Below are 19,601 nucleotides of genomic sequence, written 5' to 3' on the forward strand. Positions count from 1 at the left end.
GGGGGACGGGGCGGGCACGGTCGTGCCCAGGTTGTCGATGAGGCGGGTGGTGCCGAGACGGGCGGCCACCAGGATGCGGACCTCCCGGCCGGGGGCGAGAGCGGCCGGCACGGCCAGGGTGTCGGGATCGACGGCGGCGGCGTAGTCCAGCCGGAAGCGGGGCTCGGAGGCCACGGTGCGGGCCACCTCGGCGGCGACGGCGCCGGGCTCGGTACCGCCCGCCGCCACGGTGGCGGCGCCCCGGAGGAGGGCGGCGTGGAGCAGGGGGGCAACGGCCCGCTCCTCGGCCGAGAGGTAGGCGGTGCGCGACGACAGGGCCAGCCCGTCGGGCTCCCGGACGGTCGGGCACCCGACGACCTGGACCGGGAACGACAGGTCGGCGGCCAGCCGGCGGACGACGGCCAGCTGCTGGAAGTCCTTCTCCCCGAAGTAGGCCCGGCACCGCCCGGCGATGGCGAACAGCTTGGCCACCACCGTCGAGACCCCGTCGAAGTGGCCGGGGCGGCTGGCCCCCTCCAGGGTGTCGGTGAGGCCCGAGACGCGGACCGACGTGAGGACGGGGCCGGGGTACATCTCCTCGACCGGGGGGCTGAACAGGACGGCAGCGCCGCAGTCGGCGGCCAGGGCGGCGTCGGCGGCCAGGGTGCGGGGGTAGCGGGACAGGTCCTCGCCCGCCCCGAACTGCAGCGGGTTGACGAACACCGTCACCGCCACCACGTCGCACTCCGCCGCCGCCCGGCGGACCAGGGACGCGTGCCCGGCGTGGAGGGCGCCCATGGTCGGGACCAGGCCGACCGAGCGCCCGTGGGCCCGGTGGGCGTCGAGGGCGGCGGAAAACGCCGCGATCGAGGTGAGCTGCTCCAGCTGCGACAAGACGTACTCCCCGACGTTCCGGCCCCCGTGAGGGGTGCCGTTCGTACTCGCCCTAAAGATTACCCGCCGGGGCCACGTTTCCCTCCACGCGGGTCTCCCAGCCGAACGGAACCAGGTCCGGGGCCAGGTCGGACAGGGGGGTGAGCACGAAGCGCCGCTCCCACATGCGGGGGTGGGGGACGACCAGGTCGGGCTCGTCCACCTCCAGGTTCCCGACCAGCAGGACGTCGACGTCGAGGGTGCGGGGGCCCCACCGCTCGCCGGGGGGCCGGACCCGGCCGGCGGCCTGCTCGAGGGACCGGGCCAGCTCGAGCAGCTCCCGGGGGGAGCGCCGGGTGTCCAGCTCGACCACCGCGTTCAGGTACGGACCCTGGTCCTCCCGGCCCCCGACCGGCCCGGTCTCGTAGACGGTCGAGACGGCGACCACCCGGTCGGCCTCGCGGAGGGCCGCCAGGGCGCCCCGGAGGTGGGACCAGCGGTCCCCCAGGTTCGAGCCGAGGCCCAGGAACGCCCTCAACGCCGGCCGGCCCTCACCGGCTGCGGGTGAGCCGCACCCCCGCCGACCCCAGGTCGACCGGGACGGGCGGGCGCAGCTTGCGCACGCTGACGGTCACGGCGCGCACCCGGGCGTCGGTCAGCAGGGCCCCGGCCACCCGGGCCGCCAGCGCCTCGAGGAGCTCGAAGCTCTCCTCCCCGACGACGCGGGCGGCGGCCTCGGCGATGGCCCCGTAGTCGACGGTGTCGTGGAGGTCGTCGCTGGCGCCGGCCGGGCCGAGGTCCACCTCGAGATCGAGGTCGAGCTCGAAGGGCTGGGCCCGGGCCCGCTCCTCGGGCAGCACGCCGTGGGTCCCCACGACCCGCAGGCCCCGCAGCTCGATGCGGTCGGCCGCCCCGTCCCCGGCCCCGCCGGCCGTCAACTGGGCCCGGGGCGGGCCGGATGGGGCGGGAGCATGGTGAGCAGCTCCCGGCCGGTGGATCCCATGACCCGGTGCAGCATCCGCTCCACGACGGTGATGGCGCGGGGCGGGTCCTCGATCCGGCCCGACCAGAGGAGGAAGGCGGCCACCACCCCCATCACCCGGTCCCCGAGCTCCTCCTGGTGGACGAGGATCCGCTCCCCCGCCCCCAGCCACTGCTCGATGCTCGTGAACAGCTCGGCCAGCTCGGCGGTGACGTCCCCGCCGCTGGGGAGGGGCAGCTGGGACCACTTGAGCCCCTCCTCCTCGTAGGCGTGGAGGTTGTGGGGGGAGGCCAGCAGGGTCACCACCCGGGTGAAGCCCTGCTCCCGGAGCCAGATGATCTCCTCCTGGCGGCGCACCCGGCGGTGGTTGCGGGCGTACCCGCCCGGGCGCTCGGACACCGCCAGCTGCCCGGCCAGGATCCACGTGAAGTTCCGCGGCGGGATCCCCGCCGCCCAGCGCCCCTTCACCGCCGGCCCCCGCTCACACCGGCACCGGCTCGGACAGGAGACGGGCGGCCTGGACCGTCGGGGCCACGTCGTGGACCCGGACCATGGCCGCGCCCGACTCCATGGCCCACACCGCGGTGGCCAGCGACGGCTCGAGGCGGTCGTGGACGTCGAGCTCGGGCTCGGACCCCTCGGTCCCGGCCCCGACGCGGCCGAGGAAGGACTTCCGGCTGGTGCCCACCAGCACGGGCCGGCCCAGGGCGACGAGGCGGTCGAGACCGGCCAGGAGGGCCAGGTTGTGGGGGCCGGTCTTGCCGAAGCCGATGCCGGGGTCGACCCAGATCTCGCCGACACCGGCGGCATCGGCCGCCCCGATCCGCCCCGCCAGGAAGGCGGCCACCTCCCCGACCACGTCGTCGTAGCGGGGGTCCTGCTGCATGGTGGCCGGTGTGCCCCGCATGTGCATGGCCACCCAGCCGACCCCGAGCCGGGCCGCCACCACCTCGAGCGACGCCGAGACGTCGTTCAGGAGGCTGGCGCCGGCCGCCACCGCCGCCTCGGCCACCGCCGCCTTGGTGGTGTCGACCGAGACCCGGACGTGGGGGGCCAGGGCGGCCACCACCGGGACCACCCGGGCCAGCTCCTCGGCCTCGGGAACGGGCTCGGCTCCGGGCCGGCTCGACTCCCCCCCGACGTCGACCACGTCGGCTCCCTCGGCCACCATCTCCAGCCCCCGGGCCACGGCGGCGTCCCGGTCGTACCACTCGCCCCCGTCCGAGAAGGAGTCCGGGGTCACGTTGAGGACGCCCATGACGAGGGGGCGGACGCCGGACATGTCGGCCAAGGGTATCGGTGAGGCGGCGCGCCGACGGGACCCGGGGATGGCCGAATCCCCCCGGTCAGCGGGAGCCGTGGATGAACTGGAGGGCCTCGGCGCGGGTGGCCGGGCTCTCCCGGAACAGGCCCCGCACGGCCGAGGTCACCGTCACCGAGCCCGGCTTGCGCACCCCCCGCATCGACATGCAGAGGTGCTCGGCCTCGACCACGACCATGACGCCGCGGGGCTGCAGGCTCTTGTCGATCTCGTTGGCGATCTCGGTGGTGAGGCGCTCCTGGACCTGGGGTCGCTTGCTCACCACGTCGACGAGCCGGGCCAGCTTGGACAGGCCGGTGATGCGCCCGTCCTCGTTCGGGATGTAGGCGACGTGCGCCTTGCCCACGAACGGAACGAGATGGTGCTCGCAGACCGAGTACAGGGCGATGTCCTTGACCATCACGATCTCGTCGTGGTCGGCCTCGAAGGTGGTGGCGAGGTGACGGTCGGCCGAGTCGGACAGCCCGCTGAAGATCTCCTCGTACATCTTGGCGACGCGGTACGGCGTGCGCTGCAGGCCGTCACGGCCCGGGTCCTCCCCGATGGCGACGAGGATCTCGCGCACCGCCGCCTCGATGCGGGGCCGGTCGACGCTCACTCGGATCCGCCGGACCCGCCGTACACCCGCACACAGCGCAGGTTCCGGTAACGCTCGGCGACGTCGAGGCCGTAGCCGACCACGAAGTCGGCGGGGATGCGGAACCCGACGTAGCGCAGGCCGGGGTCCTGGCGCTGCTGGCCCTCCTTGAGCAGCAGGGCGCACACCTCGAGGGAGGCCGGGTTGCGGGCCAGGAGGTTGCGCCGGAGGTAGGACAGCGTCAGGCCCGAGTCGACGATGTCCTCGACGAGCAGGACGTGGCGCCCGGTGAGATCGGCGTCGAGGTCCTTCACGATGCGGACCACGCCGCTGGTCTTGGTGGCGGTCCCGTACGACGCCACGGCCATGAAGTCGCACTCCACCGGCAGGTCGATGGCGCGGGAGAGGTCGGACATGAACATGAACGCCCCCTTGAGCACGCCGACGAGCAGCGGGGGGCGGTCCCGGTAGTCCCGGGTGATCTCGGCGCCGAGCTCGGCCACCCGCTCGACCAGCTCCTTCTCCCCCACCACGACGGGACCGAGAAGGGGATCGGTGGCCACGCTCACGGCCGCGCAGGCTAATCGTGTGCGAAATAGAGCCGGCCGGCCCGCCGGCGCACGGTCACCCCGCGGCCCACCTCGGCGGCGCGCGCCTCCAGGCGGACCACGGCCATCACCCTCTCGATCGCCGCCGCCGACGGGGGGCGCCCGCCCAGCTCGCCGCGCAGCCACGCCCGCAGGGCCCGGCGGGCCAGGGGGGCCGGCGCCGCCGCCACCTCGGCCACCGCCTGCGGGTCGATCCCGGCCGCCAGGGCGTCGAGCTGGTCGGCGTCGGCGGCCAGGAGCGCCGCCTGCCGGGCGATCAGGGCCGCCACGTCCCGGCCCCCCACCCGCTCCAGGAGCGGCATCACCTCGTGGCGCACCCGGTTGCGGCGCATGTCGAGGCAGGCGTTGGTCGGGTCGACGACCGGGGTCAGCCCCGCCTCGAGGCACAGCCGGCCGGTCTCCTCCCGGCGCAGGCCCAGGATCGGATGGGACGGCCCGGCCCTCATCCCGGCCAGCCCGTCCAGGCCGGCGCCCCGCAGGAGGTTGAGGACAACCGTCTCGGCCTGGTCGTCGGCGGTGTGGCCGGTTGCGGCGCCGGCCGGGAGCACCGAGCGGCGGGCGTCCCGGGCCCGCTCCTCGACGTTGGGCCCGGGCGCGACCGGCGCCCGCAGGGACACGAAGCCGGCGCCGAACCGCTCCGCCGCCGCCGCCACGACATCGGCCTCGCCGGCCGACTCGGGGCGCAGGGCGTGGTCGACGTGGTAGGCCGAAACCCGGCACCCCGCCGCCACCGCCAGCACCAGCAGGGCCAGCGAGTCCGCCCCGCCGGAGACGGCGCAGGCCAGCTCCGTGCCGGCCGGCGGGAACGAGCAGCGGGCCAGCAGGCCCGCCCCCAGCTCAGCCGGACCGGGGTAGGACGACACCCTGGCGGGTGAGAGCGACCAGCTCGGGGACGCTCGGCACCGCCAGCCGGCGGGCAATCCGGCGCAGGCTGGCGTACACGTTCGACCGGCTCACCCCGAGGCGCTCGGCCGCCTCCAGCACGGTCGCGGTGTCCCGGATGGCGGAGAGCAGCTCCTTCTGCTTGTCCGACAGGGCCTCCACGGCAACCTCGTCGACGCTCGGGCCGGGGCGGGCCTCGGTGGGCGACGGCGGCCGCTCCAGCCGCGACAGGCGGGGCCGGGCGGCGTTGGGGTACTCCGCCGGCGAGCCGTCCTGGCCCCTCTCGATGCGGGCCAGCTGCGCCAGGGCGGCCCGCTGGGCGGCACGGCGCTGCTCGAGCTCGGTGCCGGCCATGAGGGCCCGGCCGAGATGGGCCCGCAGGTCGGAGGCCGAGAACGGCTTGGTGATGTAGAACACGGCCCCCTCGATGCCGCCCCGGATGCGGTCCATCTCCGAGGTGCGCGCCGTCAGCATGATCACCGGGATCGAGGCAACGGTCGGCTCGGGATCGGACTTGAGGGCGGTGAGGACCTCGAAGCCGTCCATGCCCGGCATGGTCACGTCGAGGATGACGGCGTCGAATGCACCCTCGTCGACCATCTCCAGCGCCTGGGCGCCGCTGGACGCCACGTCGACCTGGTGGCCGTCGGTCTCCAGGGTCACCCGGATCAACGTGGCGATGTCGGGCTCGTCATCGACGACGAGGACCCTGGGCATCGGCGCAGAGAGTAGTCAGGGCGCGTTAGTCAGGAGCAGCTAACGGGTGTCAGGGGCGCCAAGCGCCACCGGGATCAGGCGGCGCCGGCGCCCTGGCGCTCGATCCAGAGGGCCGGCCGGCGCACCTCGTCGAGGGTCGGCACCTCCTCGGGTCCCAGCCACACCCGCTTCATGGCGGCCGGGCCGAGCCCGGCCTCGGCCGCGGCGATGAAGCGCTCCCCCTCCTCGTACTGGCGGAGCTTGGCCTCGATGCCCACGACCTGCTGCAGCACCCGCGACAGCCCGCCGCGCTCCTGCCGGCGCTGCCGCAGGACCCGGGAGAAGCGCTCCGCCTCCGGCACCACGCCGGCGCCGGCCCGGTCCATGGTCACGTCCCCGTGCCCCTCGAGCACGCTCATCAGCGCCTGCACCTTGCGTAGGACGGCGGCCTGCTCGTCGCCGGCCAGCAGGGCCAGCAGTCCGCCGTCGGCCAGGGGGTTGCGCCCGGCGCGCATCTCCTCGACCGAGCGGCGCAGGCCCTCGATCAGCCGGCGCGGGTCGGGGTCCACCGAATCGATGGCCTCGTTCACCAGCCCCACGAAGTAGTCGCGCATCCACGGCACGCCGGTGAACTGGGCCCGGTGGGTGACCTCGTGCAGGGCCAGCCACAGCCGGAACTGGGCGGGGGGAAAGGCGTAGCGCTTCTCGAGGGCCAAGACGTTGGGGCCCACGTAGTAGACGATGTCCTGCTCGTCGGGATCGTCGTCCTCGACCAGCAGCAGGTCGTACTGGCCCAGCACCCGCGTCGACATCCAGCCGAGGAGGGTGCCCACCTGCACGCCGGCCACGTTGCGCCCGACGGCCGCCAGGGGCGCCACCGGCATCCGCTCCGAGATGCGCCGGGTGAGCGGGCTGACCAGCCGCCGGAACGACGCCACGTTTGCGCCCACCCAGCCCTGGCGGTCGGTCACCCGGGCCCGGGCCGGACCGGCCAGGGACCTGAGGCCGGTCTCCTCCGCCACCAGCTGCTCGGCCTGGGCCGTGGCCTCGGCGAAGTCGGCCTCCAGCGAGGCGTAGTGGTACGACCGGGCCAGGGGGTCGGTGCCCGCCACCCGTCCCGCCACCCGGGCGGCCAGCTCCCAGTTGACCGGGTCCTGGTTGACCGGGCCCTGGTTGACGGGGTCCTCGGCCGGCGCCTCGGTGGGCGCCGTCACGCCAGGCCGTCGGGGCGGAAGTGGAGCTCCTCGTGCCGGATGGCCTGGGCGATGCGGATCCGCAGCGTCTCGGGGACGTCGTCGTGGCACTTGCTGGCGATCATCAGGCGCACCTCGGCCTCGAAGTCGAACGCCTCCAGGCAGGGCCCGCAGTCGTCGAGATGGGCCTGGATCTCGGTCCGGCGCTGCGGGGTGAGCTCCCCGTCCAGGAAGTGGTAGAGGCGGTGGATCGCCTCGCTGCAGTCGTCACCCATGGACCTACAGACCCCTCACCCGACCAGCCCTCGCTCGCGTCCGAACTCGACCAACGCCCGCTGGAGAGCCTTTCTTCCACGGTGGAGCCGGGACATGACGGTGCCGATGGGGACGTCCATGATTTCGGCGATCTCCTTGTAGGAGAAGCCCTCGACGTCGGCCAGCAGGACGGCCATCCGGAACGACTCCGGCAGCGACTCGAGGGCCTCTTTCACCTCGCTGTCGGTGAACAGGTCCATGACCTGGTCCTCGGCGCTGCGCCCGGCGGTGGAGGCCTCCAGGCCCCCCAGGCGCCGGAAGAGGTAGAGGTCCTCGACGTCGTCCACGTCGGCCTGCTCGGGCCGGCGCTTCCGGGCCCGGTAGGAGTTGATGAAGGTGTTGGTGAGGATCTTGTACAGCCAAGCCTTGAGGTTGGTCCCCTCCTGGAAGGAGTCGTAGGCCCGGTAGGCCTTCAGGTACGTCTCCTGGACGAGGTCCTCGGCGTCCGCCGGGTTGCGCGTCATCCGCAGGGCGGCGGAGTACAGCGAAGGCATGTGCTCCATCGCCGCCTCGGCGAAGGTTGCCCGGTCGGCCACCTCCGAACCCTACCGGTCGGGCCCCGAAACTCCCACGCGCAGAGGTGAGCCGTTGGTCACGTCGGGATCCCCCGGTCCGGCCCCCAGCCAGGCCCGCGACCGCCACCGCCGGGCCAGGACCACAGTGCGGGTGGCCAGCCAGCAGGTCAGCGCCCCCCAGACCCCGGCCAGCCCGAGGGAGTGGTGGAAGGCGGTGGCCAACGCCAGGGGGAGGAAGCCTCCGAGGGCCACGATCATCGCCCGGCGCAGGGCCGCGAAATCCCCCGCCCCGAGCAGGATCCCGTCGAGCTCGAAGGCCGCCGCCGCCAGCGGCAGGGACGCGCCGACGAAGATCAGCCCGATCATCGCCTGGTGGCGCACCGCCGGGTCGGACGTGAACGCCGCCGGCAGGAGCGGGGACAGGGCGGCGGTGGCCGCCCCGAGGCCGGCCGAGACCAGCACGCCCCACCGCAGGACCCGCCGCGACACCCGCAGCGCCGCCTCGGTCGCGCCGGGCCCCCGCGCCCCGTGGGTCCCGAGGGTCTCCCCGATCAGGATCTGGGCGGGCACGGCCAGGGCGTCCAGGGACATCGCCACGAGCAGCCAGATCTGGAGGGCGATCTGGTGACCCCCCAGGCGGACCACGCCCAGCCGGGCCGCCACCACGGTGCTGCCGTTGAGGGCGGCCACCAGCGCCAGGGTCCGCACCACCAGCACGGCGCCGGACCGCACCAGGCGGCGGGCCTCGCTCCGGTCCGGGCGCAGGGGGACCCGCCGGGCCCGGGCCCGGCGGCGGCTCACCGAGACGAACGCCACCGCCGCCAGCGCCTGGGCCCCGACGGTGCCGAGGGCCGAGCCCGCCACCCCCCAGCCGGCGCCGTACACCAGACCGATCTCGACGACCACGTTGACGGCGTTGCTCACCAGCACGATGGCGAACGGCGTCCGCGTGTCGGCCAGCCCCCGCAGGTGGCCGTTGCCGGCCAGCATCACGAGGACGAACGGCATCCCGGCCGCGGCGACGCGCAGGTAGGTGACGGCTTTGGGGAGGTCGGCGCCGTGGGCCCCGGCCAGCACCGCCAGGGGGTGGGCGGCTCCCGCCACCAGCGCGGCCAGGGCCAGGCCGAGGGCGGCGGCGAGCCAGTAGGCGGTGGCGGCGGCCCGGAACGCGCCGGCGTCGTCCCCCGAGGCGCGGAGGAAGGCGACCCGGGGCGTGGTGGCCATGGCCAGGAAGCCGCACCCGTAGACGAGGAGGTTGAGCACGGCGGAGGCCACCGCCAGACCTCCGAGCGACGCCCGGCCGAGGTGGCCGACGATGGCGGTGTCGGTCAGGTTGTAGACCGGCTCGACGACGAGGGCCCCGAGGGCGGGGCCGGCCAGGGCCAGGATGCGGCGGTCAGCGGCGTCGATTCCCCCAGCCTGCCGTAGGGTTGCCCGCGTGAGGGTCCTCGTCACGGGCGGTGCCGGATTCATCGGCGGGGCGCTGGCCCGCCGGCTCCTCGAGGCCGGTCACGAGGTCGTGGCGGCGGACCGTCGGCCGGTGGTGCCGGCGCTCGCCGCCGACCTGCACGGGATCGTCACTGGAGACCTGCGTGAGCCCGAGGTGGCGGACAAGGCGGTGACCGAGGGGACCGACGCCGTGCTGCACCTCGCCGCCGCCACGTCGGTGCTGCGCTCGGTCGAGGACCCCGACGACGTCTACCGCTCCAACGTCGCCATGACCCACCACCTGCTCGAGCGGTGCCGGCTGATCGGCGTCCCCCGGCTCGTGCTGGCGTCGACCAACGCCGTGGTCGGGACCGGCGCCGGCGGCGGGGTGATCGACGAGTGGGCGCCCCTCGTGCCCCTGACGCCGTACGGCGCCACCAAGGCCGCAGGGGAGATGCTCCTGTCCGCCTACCGCAACTCCTACGGGATGAGCACGGTGGCGCTGCGCCTCACCAACGTCTACGGCCCCGGGGTGGGGGTGAAGGACGGCCTGGTGGCCCGGCTGTTCAAGGCGGCCCGGGCCGGCCACGGGATCCGGATCAACGGTGACGGCCTCCAGGTCCGGGACTACGTGTACCTCGACGACACCATCGCCGCCTTCGCCACGGCCATGACGGCCGCCCCCGACTCCTTCCCGGGCACGGTCGTGGTGGGATCGGGCCAGTCGTTCAACGTCCTCCAGCTCCACGAGCTGGTGTGCGAGGTGACGGGCGTGGCCATCCCGGCCGAGCACGTCCCGGCTCCCCCCGGGGAGATGCGGGCCGTGGTCGTCGACCGCAGCCTGGCGGCGGCCAGCGGCCTAGCCGACCCCGTCCCGCTGGCCGAGGGCCTCGCCCGGACGTGGCGGGCGTGGCCGGCCTCGTAGCCCCACCGCGACCAGCGCCATCCCGCCGAGGGCCCCGAGGACGCTTAGCAGCAACCCGAGGTAGGTCCGGCCCGGCCGGTACGAGAACCGCACGTCCCACCGCCCGGCCGGGATGGTGGCGGCCTGCAGGAACCCCGACCGGCCGACCACCGACGTCACCGACCGGCCCGGCGCCGGCGCGCCGGACACGCTGACCGGGGTGAGGGTGGCCTTCCAGCCCGGGGCCCACGACTCGCTGCGGACGAGGACCACCGGGGCCGGGGTGTCGACCCGGAACCGGGCCGAGCCGTCCCGGGCGGGCGCCGACTCCGGAACCGGCGGGGAGACCGACTGGGCGGCGGTGCCCACCGTGCCGCCGGGGACCTCGAGCACGGCGCGGGACAGGGCGTCGGTGTTGCGGAAGGCGGCCATCCCCGCCACCGGGCCCACCGGCACCCAGCGCGGCGGCACCAGCAGACCGGTCACGTCCCCGGGCGCCGAGGGGCCGACCAGGACCAGGCCGAGCTGGAGCTGGTCGGCGCGCCGGTCGGCCAGCACCCGGGGGTCGAGGGCGCCCTGGGCGTGGGACCCGGTGCCGGCGTCGTAGGCACCCTGCACCACCGAGCCGTAGCCCTGGACGCTCGGCACGCCCGCCATCACGTTGAGGTCGGGCACCCGGAGCACGTCGGGGCCGCTGCGGACGTAGCCGGGATAGCCGAGGAGCGGGTCGTAGACGGCGTAGCGCGAGCCGGGCGGGAGGGCCGAGACCAGCTGGGTGTCGGCGGCCTGGCGGGTCGCCAGGACCGAGGTGGCCTCCCACCCGTAGGCGGCGTTGGCGAAGAAGAAGGCCAGGTCGAGCGCGGTCAGGGCCACGACCGCCCGGCTCCGTGCCCCCGGGCCCCACCGGTGCCCCCTCACCAGGATGACCACCACGCCCCCGGACAGCACGAGGGCGGCGGCGGCGTAGGGCCAGCCCCGGGGCAGGACCCCGCCGTTGTTCTGGAGCCAGTGGGCCACGCCCCCCGGCCAGAACACGCCGGTCAGCACGAGCGCCAGGACGCAGCCCGGGGCGGCCAGGGCCGCCGCCCGGGCCAGGCGGCCGCCCCGCCACCCGGTGCCCACGAAGCGGTCGAGCCAGATGGAGAATAGGACGGCGCCGGCCACGTCGGCCACGCCCAGGTTCCGGCTCTGGAGGCGCTGACCCCCGTACAGCGGGAGGTGGACCAGGAGCCGGCCCAACGGCGTGAACCCGCCCAGGGCCAGCAGGATGCCGACCACGGCCAACACGACCCAGACCCCGGCGGCGTCGCCGGCCCGGCGCCACGACACCACCACGCCCAGGGCGCCGGCCAGCCCGAGCAGGCCCACGTAGCCGGAGACCTCGGGGAGGTTGTAGTTCCCGGCGTAGGTCGGGAGGTGCAGCGCCCCGAAGCCACCGAGCACGAACGGAAAGGCCTCGAGGAGGAGAAGGGGCGCGGCCAGCGACCCCGCCGAGAAGGCGGTGTAGGAGCTGACCGAGCGCTGCGACCCGCCCTGGAAGGCCAGCCCCGGCAGCATCTGGCCGGCGCCGAGCAGCCCGGCGACGACGGCCCCGACCACGATCCAGCCCACCAGCCGGGCCCGGGTCCCCGCCGGCGCCCGCCACCAGCGCCACCCGGCGTAGACCGCCACGACGATCGCCACGTTGCTGACGGCGCGGGGGTCCCCGCCGAGGCACACCAGCCCTCCCCCCAGGCCCAGCACCCCCGTCCAGACGACCGGCCGGCCGGAGTCGGCGAGGCGGTCGAGCGCCAGCAGGAGCCACGGGGTCCAGGCCATCCCCTCGACGAGGCCGAGGTGGGCCAGGTGGGCCACCATGAACCCGGACCAGGAGAACACCACCGCGCCGAGCGAGGCGGCCAGCACGCTGCGGCCCCGTCCCCGCAGGAACAACAGCATCCCGGTCCCGGCGGCGGCGTAGGTCAGGGTCTGGCCCAGCCCCCAGGCCAGCGGCCCCGGCAGGAAGGAGAACAGCAGGCTGGCCGGGTACAGGCTCCCGGCGTTGAACCCGCCGAGGAGGGCGGTCCCGCTCCAGTCGTAGGGGTTCCACAGCGGGAGCACGCCGTGGCGCAGGTCGGCCCCGGACAGCACCCGCAGCGGGTAGTTCTGGGTCAGGTCGTCGCCGGGAACCAGGATGTGGCCAAAGGCGAGGGGGACCAGGAAGATGCCTGCGGCCAGGGCGACCAGGCCGGCCGCCGCCAGCCGGGTCCGGTTCAACGGGAGCGGCGCCGCTCCCGCCACCACGTCCCGACCAGGGCCCGGGAGAACCGCCATCCGTAGGAGAGGCTGCCACCCTTCTTGCTCGCTCCGGACGAGCGGCGGGCGTGGCTCACCGGGACCTCGGCGTACCGGAACCCCCGGCACACGGCCGACACCAGCAGCTCGGCGGCCTGGAACTGCGGCTGGCGCAGCTCGACCCCGACGGCCACCTCCGCCGTCATCACCCGCAGGCCGTTGGCGGGATCGGTCACCCTGGCCCCGGTCAGGACCCGGATCAGCCCGGCGAAGACCACCACCCCCGCCCCGCGGACCGACCACCTCTCCGGATCACGGCGGTCCCGGGTGCCCGAGACGAGATCGGCCTCACCCGCCGAGACGACCTCGACCAGCCGGGGCAGGTCGCCAGCCGCCCACTGGCCGTCGGCGTCGAGGGTGGCCAGGAAGCGGGCCCCGTGCTCGACCGCCAGGAGATATCCGGTCCGCAGGGCCGCGCCCTGGCCGGAGTTGACGGGGAGGCGACACACCAGGGCGCCGGCGGAGGCGGCGCGGTCACCCGTGCCGTCGCCGCTGCCGTCGTCGATCACGAGGACAGCGGTGTCCAGCCCGGCCATGGTGGCGGGAACCGAGGACACCACCGTGGCGACGGTGCCGGCCTCCTCGTAGGCGGGGACCACCACGACCAGCGGCGGCAGGGCCAAGCCGGGATGGTCGCGGCGGAACCGCTCGGCGGCGTCCGCCTCGGCGAGGGCCGGGACGGCCGGCGCGGCCAACGAGCTAATCGGCGGCGACGTCGAGGTCGGCGGTGGGAACCGGGAGGGCGCTGCTCCGGGCCCGCCACTCGACGGTCGGCCGGATGGCAGCCGGGTCGACCCGGGACTCGTTGCGCTCGACGACGGTGAACAGCGACTCGATCAGGGTGTCCGACAGGAGGTGGGGCCGCAGCCCGAGGTCGAGCAGCTTGGTGTGGGCGGCCCGGTAGTAGTGCTCCTGGGCCTCGACGCGGGGATCGGGGATCGACTCGATGACGGCCCGGCGGGGGGACAGGCCCGCCACCAGCTCCGCCAGCTGGAGGACGGAGAAGGACTCGGTGAACTGGTTGAAGACCCGGTACTCGCCCCGGTCGGGGGGATTCAGGATCGCCAGCTCCACGCAGGCGAGGGTGTCGCGCAGGTCGAGGAAGCCCCGGGTCTGGCCGCCGGACCCGTAGACCGTGAGCGGGTGGCCCACCACCGCCTGGACGATGAACCGGTTGAGGACGGTCCCGAACACGCCGTCGTAGTCGAAGCGGGTGGCCAGCTCGGGATGCAGGGTGGTCTCGTCGGTCGCCACCCCGTAGACCACGCCCTGGTGGAGGTCGGTGGCCCGCACCCCCCAGATCCGGCAGGCGAAGCGCATGTTGTGGGAGTCGTGGACCTTGGACAGGTGGTAGAAGGAGCCGGGCTGCATCGGGTAGGGCAGGGTGTCGGTGCGGCCCCGGTGGGTGATCTCGATGAAGCCCTCTTCGATGTCGATGTTCGGGGTCCCGTACTCCCCCATGGTCCCGAGCTTCACCAGGTGGCAGTCGGGGGCCCGCTCGGCGATGGCGTAGAGCAGGTTGAGCGTCCCCACCACGTTGTTGACCTGGGTGTACACGCAGTGGGAGCGGTCGATCATCGAGTAGGGCGCCGACCGCTGCTCGGCGAAGTGGACCACGGCGTCGGGGGCGAAGCGGTCCACCGTGGCATCCACGAACGCCGGGTCCGTGAGGTCCCCGACGAACAGGTCGAGGCTGCGCCCCGACAGCTCGGCCCAGCGCCGCAGTCGGGTCCGCAGGGAGGCGATGGGCACCAGCGACTCGGCCCCGAGCTCGTGGTCGTAGCCCCGCCGGGCGAAGTTGTCCACCACCCCCACGTCGTGGCCCCGGCCCGACAGATGCAACGCCGTCGGCCAGCCCAGGTATCCGTCACCACCGAGCACCAGAATCCGCATCAAGCCTCCTGTACCGGGCGGGAAAGCTACCGGACCGGGCCGGGCACCCCGCATTTCGCGGCAGTCTGCCCACGCCACCTGAGAGGCGGCTGGGCAGAGACTGGGAGCTCCCGTGGTCCTTTCCCGGAGGGCTTTTCCCCTGGGCCTAAAGCTCCCCCGGGGTCCGGTCGATTAGAGCCCGAATGCGCATTCTCGGCGTGCCCGCACTCGCGGTCGCCGGCGTAACGGCGGCAGTGGCCACGTTCGGGGTGGTGGATACCGCTCCCGCAACGGCGGCCACCCTGGCCGGGGCCATGGTGGTCCCGGCGGGAGGACCCGCCTTCGCCGCCGACGCCCCCGACCCGGACATCCTCCGGGCCGGGCGGACCTACTACGCCTACACGACCGGCACCACCTGGGGGAACCACATCGGGGTGCTCGAGTCGAGCCAGCCCTCCTCCGGGTTCCACACCGTGACCGGGGCCAGCTGGGGCTCGACCGCCCTCGGGCCCCTGCCCGCCTGGCAGCGGGTCGACACCCAGACCTCCCCCGGCGTCTTCTACTGGGCCGGGCACTACGTGATGTTCTACGACGCCATCGCGACCAGCTCGGGCCTGTACTGCATCTCGGTGGCCACCTCGGCGCAGCCCCAGGGCCCCTTCGTCGACCGCAGCAGCGGGCCGCTGATCTGCCAGTGGCTCCTCGGCGGCTCGGTCGACCCGGCCCCGTTCGTGGACCCGTCCGGGCGGCCGTGGCTGTACTGGAAGTCGAACGGCGGCGCCTCGAACCAGCCCGCCCACCTGTGGGTGGCGGCCCTCGGTGGGGACGGGACGACGCTGGCCTCCCCGGCCACCGACGTGTTGGACCAGAACACGGTGGCCCATCCCTGGCAGACCACGATCGAGAACCCGTCGATGGTGTACACGCTGGGCGGGTACTACCTGTTCTTCGCCGGGGGCGGCTGGCAGACGCCCGGGTACGCCGAGGGCTACGCGGTGTGCGCCGGCCCCGCCGGGCCGTGCACCCAGACGTCGGCCGGGCCCCTCCTCACGTCGTACGCCTCGGCGGCGGGACCGGCGGCGGGCAACGCCTTCCCCGACGCCGCCGGCAACCTGTGGCTCTCCTACGCGGCATGGACGGCCGGCTGCACGTCGTATGCGTGCGGTGGCCAACGGCGCCTGTACGTGGCCCCGCTCACCCTGCTGCCGAGATCGCTCAACGCCCCGATCGTCGGCCGGGCCGACACCCCCGACCACAGTGGGTACTGGCTCGTCGCCTCGGACGGTGGGGTGTTCACCTTCGGCGACGCCGGCTTCTACGGCTCGGCCGGCGCCATCCGGCTGGCCCGGCCGATCACCGCCATGGCGTCGACCCCTGACGGCCGCGGCTACTGGCTGGTGGCGTCGGACGGCGGCGTGTTCACCTACGGGGACGCCGGCTTCTACGGCTCCACGGGCGGGATCCGCCTACCGGAGCCCATCGTGGGCGTCCAGCCGTCGATCGACGGCCACGGCTACCGCCTGCTCACCGCCGACGGCAGCGCCTACAAGTTCGGCGACGCCTGAGCTGTTTGTTAACCCGCCGGGTCCCCTACACCCCGGCTCCTCCGCCAGGCGGGGGCCCCAGCCCCGCCGGCGGCCGTCTCACTCCCGGCCCGGCGGGCTGAAGACCTAGTAGGTCTCCAGCTCCTCCAGGCCGGCGCTGAACTCGCAGGCCCGGTCCCGCCCGGTCTGCTTGGCCGCGTACATGGCGGCGTCGGCGCGCCCCACCGTCTTCTCGGGCGTGTCGTCCGGGCCGTGCAGCGCCACCCCGGCGCTGAAGGTGACGTCGGGGGCAACCTCCCGCCACGCCACCAGTAGGCGGTCGGTGGCCGACAGCGCCGTGTCCCCCGCCTGACGCAGGACGAGGAGGAACTCCTCCCCGCCGTAGCGGGCCACCTCGTCCTGGTCACGGATCCGCGACTGGAGGAACGTGGCGAGGCGGCGCAGGGTCTCGTCACCGACCCCGTGGCCGTGCCGGTCGTTGACGTCCTTGAAGTGGTCGAGGTCGATGATCACGACGGCGTCGGACGGCCGCAGGCCCCGCAGCAGGGTGTTGGCCCAGCGCCGGTTCCCGACGCCGGTCAGCTCGTCGATCACCGAGGCGCGGTTGGCGGCGTCGGTCAGGCGCCGCTGGGCCTGGTACTGGCCCGCGTTCTCCAGGGCCCGGCCGACCTGGCCGGCCAGGAGCCCGAAGGCCTCGGCGTCGGTCGGGGACAGCTCGGCGGTCGCGGTCTTGCCGCCGATCAGGACGGCGGACAGGCGGCCGCCCACCCACACCGGGGCGCCGATGGCCACCTTGATCCCGAGCGACGCAAGTGAGGGGACGGCCATCGGGTGCGAGCCGTAGTCCTCGACCACCACCGGGCCCCGGCGCTCGCGCACCAGCGCCACCATGCCGTGGTCGGTGGACTGCGGGCGGCCGGTGTAGTCCGGGGGCAGGCCGCGGGCAGCGGTGACGCGGTAGCTCCGGCCGTCGTCGCTGATCACGCAGCAGTTGGCGACCTCGAAGCCCAGCCCGGTCAGCGACTCGGTGACGCCCTCGATCACCAGCTCGGCGTCGAGGGTGTTGATGGCGGTGGCCGTGCGCGCCACCGCCGACAGGAGGGCGGCGCGGTGCTCGGCCAGCCGGCGGGAACGGGCGTGGGCCACCATCTCCCGCTCGCGCTCGGTGGCCAGGAATGCCGTCATCGCCCACACCAGGAACAGGGTGGCCATCCGCAGGAAGACGGGCAGCACGGGCGGTTGCGGATGCCACAAGGCCCACAGCAGCAGGTAGGCCAGGCACGTGAACGCCATCAGCCCGACCTGGCCGATCGGCGGATACGACGCGGCGAAGAACAGCGTGGTGAGGGCGTAGAAGAACACCACGTCGGAGCGCGGTCCGCCCGTCAGGGCCGCCCCCAGGGTGACGAGCGCTATGTCGAGGGCGGACCATACGTACAGGAGCCGCTCCCCCCATCCCGCCTCGAACAGCCTCGGCCAGGGAAGGGCAGCGGCCACTCCCACGCCCACCCCCGCCACGACCAGCAGGATCCCGTAGAGCAGCGCGTCGACGTGGGGATGACCGGGCACGAACGGAAGCGCGACGAGGCACCCCAGCGCGAGCAGGGTCACCATGACCGCGACCCGCACCGTGCGGATGCGATAGGCGGTCAGGACGTCGGTGGTGGTCTCGTTGGCGGTCATCGGCACACTGTCGGGATCAGGCTGTTCCCGATCCCGTCAACTCCCCATCAGTTCCAGCTGCTGCCGTTCCAGGACGACCCGTTCCAGCTGGACCCGATCCACGAGGACCCGTTCAAGCTCGAGCCGGTCCAGGACGAGCCGTTCCACGAGGACCCGTTCCAGCTCGAGCCGTTCCAGGACGAGCCGTTCCAGGAGCTCCCGTTCCAACTGCTCCCGTTCCAGGAGGAGCCGTTCCACGAGCTGCCGTTCCAGCTCGAGCCGTTCCAGGACGAGCCGTTCCAGCTGCTCCCGTTCCAGCTGCTCCCGTTCCACGAGCTGCCGTTCCACGAAGAGCCGTTCCAGGAGCTGCCGTTCCACGAAGATCCGTTCCAGCTGCTCCCGTTCCATGAGGAGCCGTTCCAGCTGCTGCCGCTCCACGACGAGCCGAGCGAGACGACCCCGGACAGCTGGGTCGACTCCGCCGCAGCCGCCGCCGTCTGGTCGAGGACCAGCTGCGGGCCGGTAGCGGCATAGTAGGCGTTGAGGAGGCCGTGGCCGTCGACGAACGGGTTCCCGACCGGACCGGGCATGGCGTTGCCCAGCAGGCGCCCCTTCAGCTCGTTGGGCGAAGCGCCCGGATGGGCGGCCAGCACCAGAGCGGCCGCACCCGAGGTGATGGCGGCGGAGAAGGACGTGCCCGAGCCGACGAAGCTGCCGGTGCCGACGACAGCGGACGGGTTGGCGGTGTAGATCGTCGAGCCGGGATCGGCCACGCTGACCACCGACCGGCCCGGAGCCACGAGATCGGGCTTCATCCAACCGTCGAAGAGGGTGGGACCGACCGAGCTGAACGGGCACACCGCCCAATTGGCCGGCTGCGGGGAGTCGTTGTCGGCGTAGGCGCCGACGGTGATCACGAGCGGGTCGTCACCGGGCGAGAGGACCGTTCCGTTGAACGGCCCGGCGTTGCCCGCCGACACCACGACGGCGATGCCCGCCTTCCACGCCGCCTCCACCGCCTGGTCCATGGGCTCGGCGGCGGTGGGTCCGGTCGGTACGGCGCCGAAGGACAGGTTCAGCACCCCGATGCCGTACTTGCGCTGGTTCTTGACGGCGAAGTCGATGCCCTGGACGATCGAGGACACGGTGGCGATCCCCGACGCCCCGGCGGCCTTGATCGACACCAGTTGGGCGCCGGGCGCCTCGCCGGGGGTCCGGCCGCCCGAGGCGGCGCCGTTGCCGGCGATCAGACCGGCCACGAACGTGCCGTGCCCGTACTCGTCGGTCCAGGGAGAGTGCCCACCGGTCAGGTCCACGCCGGCCCGCTCGCGCCCGGCGAAGTCGGGCAGGGCGCCGTTGATCCCGGTGTCGATCACGGCCACGGTCGTCCCGGCGCCGTTGTCACCGCCCGCCACGAGCTGGTCGGACCCGGTGTCCTGGGTGAAGTAACCGCTCGGGGTCGACGGGCTGGCCGGTCCGGGGCAGGTCGCGGCGGGGCCCGACCAGCTCGAGCCCTGCACGGAGACCGCCTCGTCGGCCGTGACGGTCGCGCCCGCCGCCACCAGATCGGCCACGAAGTGGTGGGGAACGGTGACGGCCACCCCGTTGATGACGTCGAGGGACTTCTGGGAGAGGCCGGGGGGAAGCACTCTCGCCACGAGGTCGGCGGCGCTCTGGCCCGCCGGGGCCTGCACGATCACCGCGTCGAAGGGCTCACCGACCCCGTTCCCGTTTCCGGGCACGGCCATGGCCCCGAGGGCCGGGACCAGGGTGAGTGCGGCCAGCCCGCCGGTGGCCGCGGCGGCACCGGCGCGGCGCCAGCCGCGACGGCCCCAGGACACGCCCCGGTTGGCTTTCTGTGTGCTGCCCGAATCCTCCACGGTCCCTCCAAGTAGCCTGCGCTGGCCGCCGCTGGC

20 protein-coding genes are annotated in these 19,601 nt (G+C 74.1%); 2 read left to right on the forward strand and 18 right to left on the reverse strand.

Going from position 1 to position 19,601, the window contains the following annotated elements; genetic code table 11:
• The 13 genes from panC to VFW24_12450 form a co-directional block, all read right to left on the reverse strand.
• Nucleotides 1–873: pantoate--beta-alanine ligase (gene panC, locus VFW24_12390; protein HEX5267562.1), on the reverse strand; the 873-nt coding region annotated here is incomplete at its 3' end.
• 52 nt (nt 874–925) lie between these two features.
• Nucleotides 926–1,390, reverse strand: coding sequence for a 2-amino-4-hydroxy-6-hydroxymethyldihydropteridine diphosphokinase (gene folK, locus VFW24_12395; protein HEX5267563.1), 465 nt, complete (start codon nt 1,388–1,390; stop codon nt 926–928).
• A 13-nt stretch (nt 1,391–1,403) separates the two neighbouring features.
• Nucleotides 1,404–1,790, reverse strand: a complete 387-nt coding sequence (folB, locus tag VFW24_12400; GenBank protein ID HEX5267564.1) for a dihydroneopterin aldolase — start codon at nt 1,788–1,790, stop codon at nt 1,404–1,406.
• Nucleotides 1,787–2,302, reverse strand: coding sequence for a hypothetical protein (locus VFW24_12405; protein HEX5267565.1), 516 nt, complete (start codon nt 2,300–2,302; stop codon nt 1,787–1,789). The genes folB and VFW24_12405 overlap by 4 nt, the downstream gene beginning before the upstream one ends.
• 13 nt (nt 2,303–2,315) lie before the next feature.
• The gene (folP, locus tag VFW24_12410; protein ID HEX5267566.1) at nt 2,316–3,116 is read right to left on the reverse strand and encodes a dihydropteroate synthase; all 801 of its coding nucleotides are present in this window, start codon (nt 3,114–3,116) and stop codon (nt 2,316–2,318) included.
• Between the two features lie 64 nt (nt 3,117–3,180).
• A complete protein-coding gene (folE, locus tag VFW24_12415; GenBank protein HEX5267567.1) occupies nt 3,181–3,753 on the reverse strand; it encodes a GTP cyclohydrolase I FolE in 573 nt (190 codons plus the stop codon).
• A complete protein-coding gene (gene hpt / locus VFW24_12420) occupies nt 3,750–4,301 on the reverse strand; it encodes a hypoxanthine phosphoribosyltransferase (GenBank protein HEX5267568.1) in 552 nt (183 codons plus the stop codon). The genes folE and hpt overlap by 4 nt, the downstream gene beginning before the upstream one ends.
• Before the next feature lie 11 nt (nt 4,302–4,312).
• On the reverse strand, nt 4,313–5,203 hold the full coding sequence (tilS, locus tag VFW24_12425; protein ID HEX5267569.1) for a tRNA lysidine(34) synthetase TilS: 891 nt from the start codon (nt 5,201–5,203) through the stop codon (nt 4,313–4,315).
• Nucleotides 5,178–5,939, reverse strand: coding sequence for a response regulator (locus tag VFW24_12430; GenBank protein HEX5267570.1), 762 nt, complete (start codon nt 5,937–5,939; stop codon nt 5,178–5,180). The genes tilS and VFW24_12430 overlap by 26 nt, the downstream gene beginning before the upstream one ends.
• 74 nt (nt 5,940–6,013) lie before the next feature.
• Nucleotides 6,014–7,132, reverse strand: coding sequence for a zinc-dependent metalloprotease (locus VFW24_12435; protein ID HEX5267571.1), 1,119 nt, complete (start codon nt 7,130–7,132; stop codon nt 6,014–6,016).
• Nucleotides 7,129–7,386: a mycothiol system anti-sigma-R factor gene (rsrA, locus tag VFW24_12440; GenBank protein ID HEX5267572.1), complete on the reverse strand. Its 258-nt coding sequence runs from the start codon at nt 7,384–7,386 to the stop codon at nt 7,129–7,131. Before rsrA ends, VFW24_12435 begins: the two co-directional genes overlap by 4 nt.
• Before the next feature lie 15 nt (nt 7,387–7,401).
• Nucleotides 7,402–7,962 carry a sigma-70 family RNA polymerase sigma factor gene (locus VFW24_12445; GenBank protein ID HEX5267573.1) on the reverse strand — a complete coding sequence of 187 codons (561 nt, stop codon included), beginning with the start codon at nt 7,960–7,962 and terminating at the stop codon, nt 7,402–7,404.
• Nucleotides 7,963–7,971: 9 nt separating this feature from the next.
• Nucleotides 7,972–9,396, reverse strand: a complete 1,425-nt coding sequence (locus VFW24_12450) for an MATE family efflux transporter (protein HEX5267574.1) — start codon at nt 9,394–9,396, stop codon at nt 7,972–7,974.
• Here VFW24_12450 and VFW24_12455 point away from each other — a divergent pair.
• A complete protein-coding gene (locus VFW24_12455) occupies nt 9,380–10,294 on the forward strand; it encodes an NAD(P)-dependent oxidoreductase (GenBank protein HEX5267575.1) in 915 nt (304 codons plus the stop codon). The two genes, VFW24_12450 and VFW24_12455, sit on opposite strands and share 17 nt — an antisense overlap.
• Here the strand turns inward: VFW24_12455 and VFW24_12460 are convergent.
• From VFW24_12460 to VFW24_12470, 3 genes are read right to left on the reverse strand one after another with little or no spacing between them, the layout of a single operon-like run.
• On the reverse strand, nt 10,229–12,586 hold the full coding sequence (locus VFW24_12460) for a hypothetical protein (protein ID HEX5267576.1): 2,358 nt from the start codon (nt 12,584–12,586) through the stop codon (nt 10,229–10,231). The genes VFW24_12455 and VFW24_12460 overlap by 66 nt on opposite strands.
• Nucleotides 12,526–13,302 (reverse strand): glycosyltransferase family 2 protein, encoded by a 777-nt coding sequence (locus VFW24_12465; GenBank protein ID HEX5267577.1) that lies wholly within the window; start codon nt 13,300–13,302, stop codon nt 12,526–12,528. The genes VFW24_12460 and VFW24_12465 overlap by 61 nt, the downstream gene beginning before the upstream one ends.
• A gap of 4 nt (nt 13,303–13,306) precedes the next feature.
• On the reverse strand, nt 13,307–14,500 hold the full coding sequence (locus VFW24_12470) for an NAD-dependent epimerase/dehydratase family protein (GenBank protein HEX5267578.1): 1,194 nt from the start codon (nt 14,498–14,500) through the stop codon (nt 13,307–13,309).
• 197 nt (nt 14,501–14,697) lie between these two features.
• Here VFW24_12470 and VFW24_12475 point away from each other — a divergent pair, with 197 nt between their 5' ends.
• A complete protein-coding gene (locus VFW24_12475) occupies nt 14,698–16,044 on the forward strand; it encodes a family 43 glycosylhydrolase (protein ID HEX5267579.1) in 1,347 nt (448 codons plus the stop codon).
• Between the two features lie 105 nt (nt 16,045–16,149).
• Here VFW24_12475 and VFW24_12480 read toward each other — a convergent pair whose 3' ends face one another.
• Both VFW24_12480 and VFW24_12485 read right to left on the reverse strand, forming a co-directional pair.
• Nucleotides 16,150–17,706 carry a sensor domain-containing diguanylate cyclase gene (locus VFW24_12480; protein HEX5267580.1) on the reverse strand — a complete coding sequence of 519 codons (1,557 nt, stop codon included), beginning with the start codon at nt 17,704–17,706 and terminating at the stop codon, nt 16,150–16,152.
• Nucleotides 17,707–17,753: 47 nt separating this feature from the next.
• A complete protein-coding gene (locus tag VFW24_12485) occupies nt 17,754–19,526 on the reverse strand; it encodes a S8 family serine peptidase (GenBank protein HEX5267581.1) in 1,773 nt (590 codons plus the stop codon).
• Nucleotides 19,527–19,601: the final 75 nt, after the last annotated feature.

Source organism: Acidimicrobiales bacterium, assembly GCA_036273495.1.
Lineage (GTDB): Bacteria > Actinomycetota > Acidimicrobiia > Acidimicrobiales > JAJPHE01 > DASSEU01.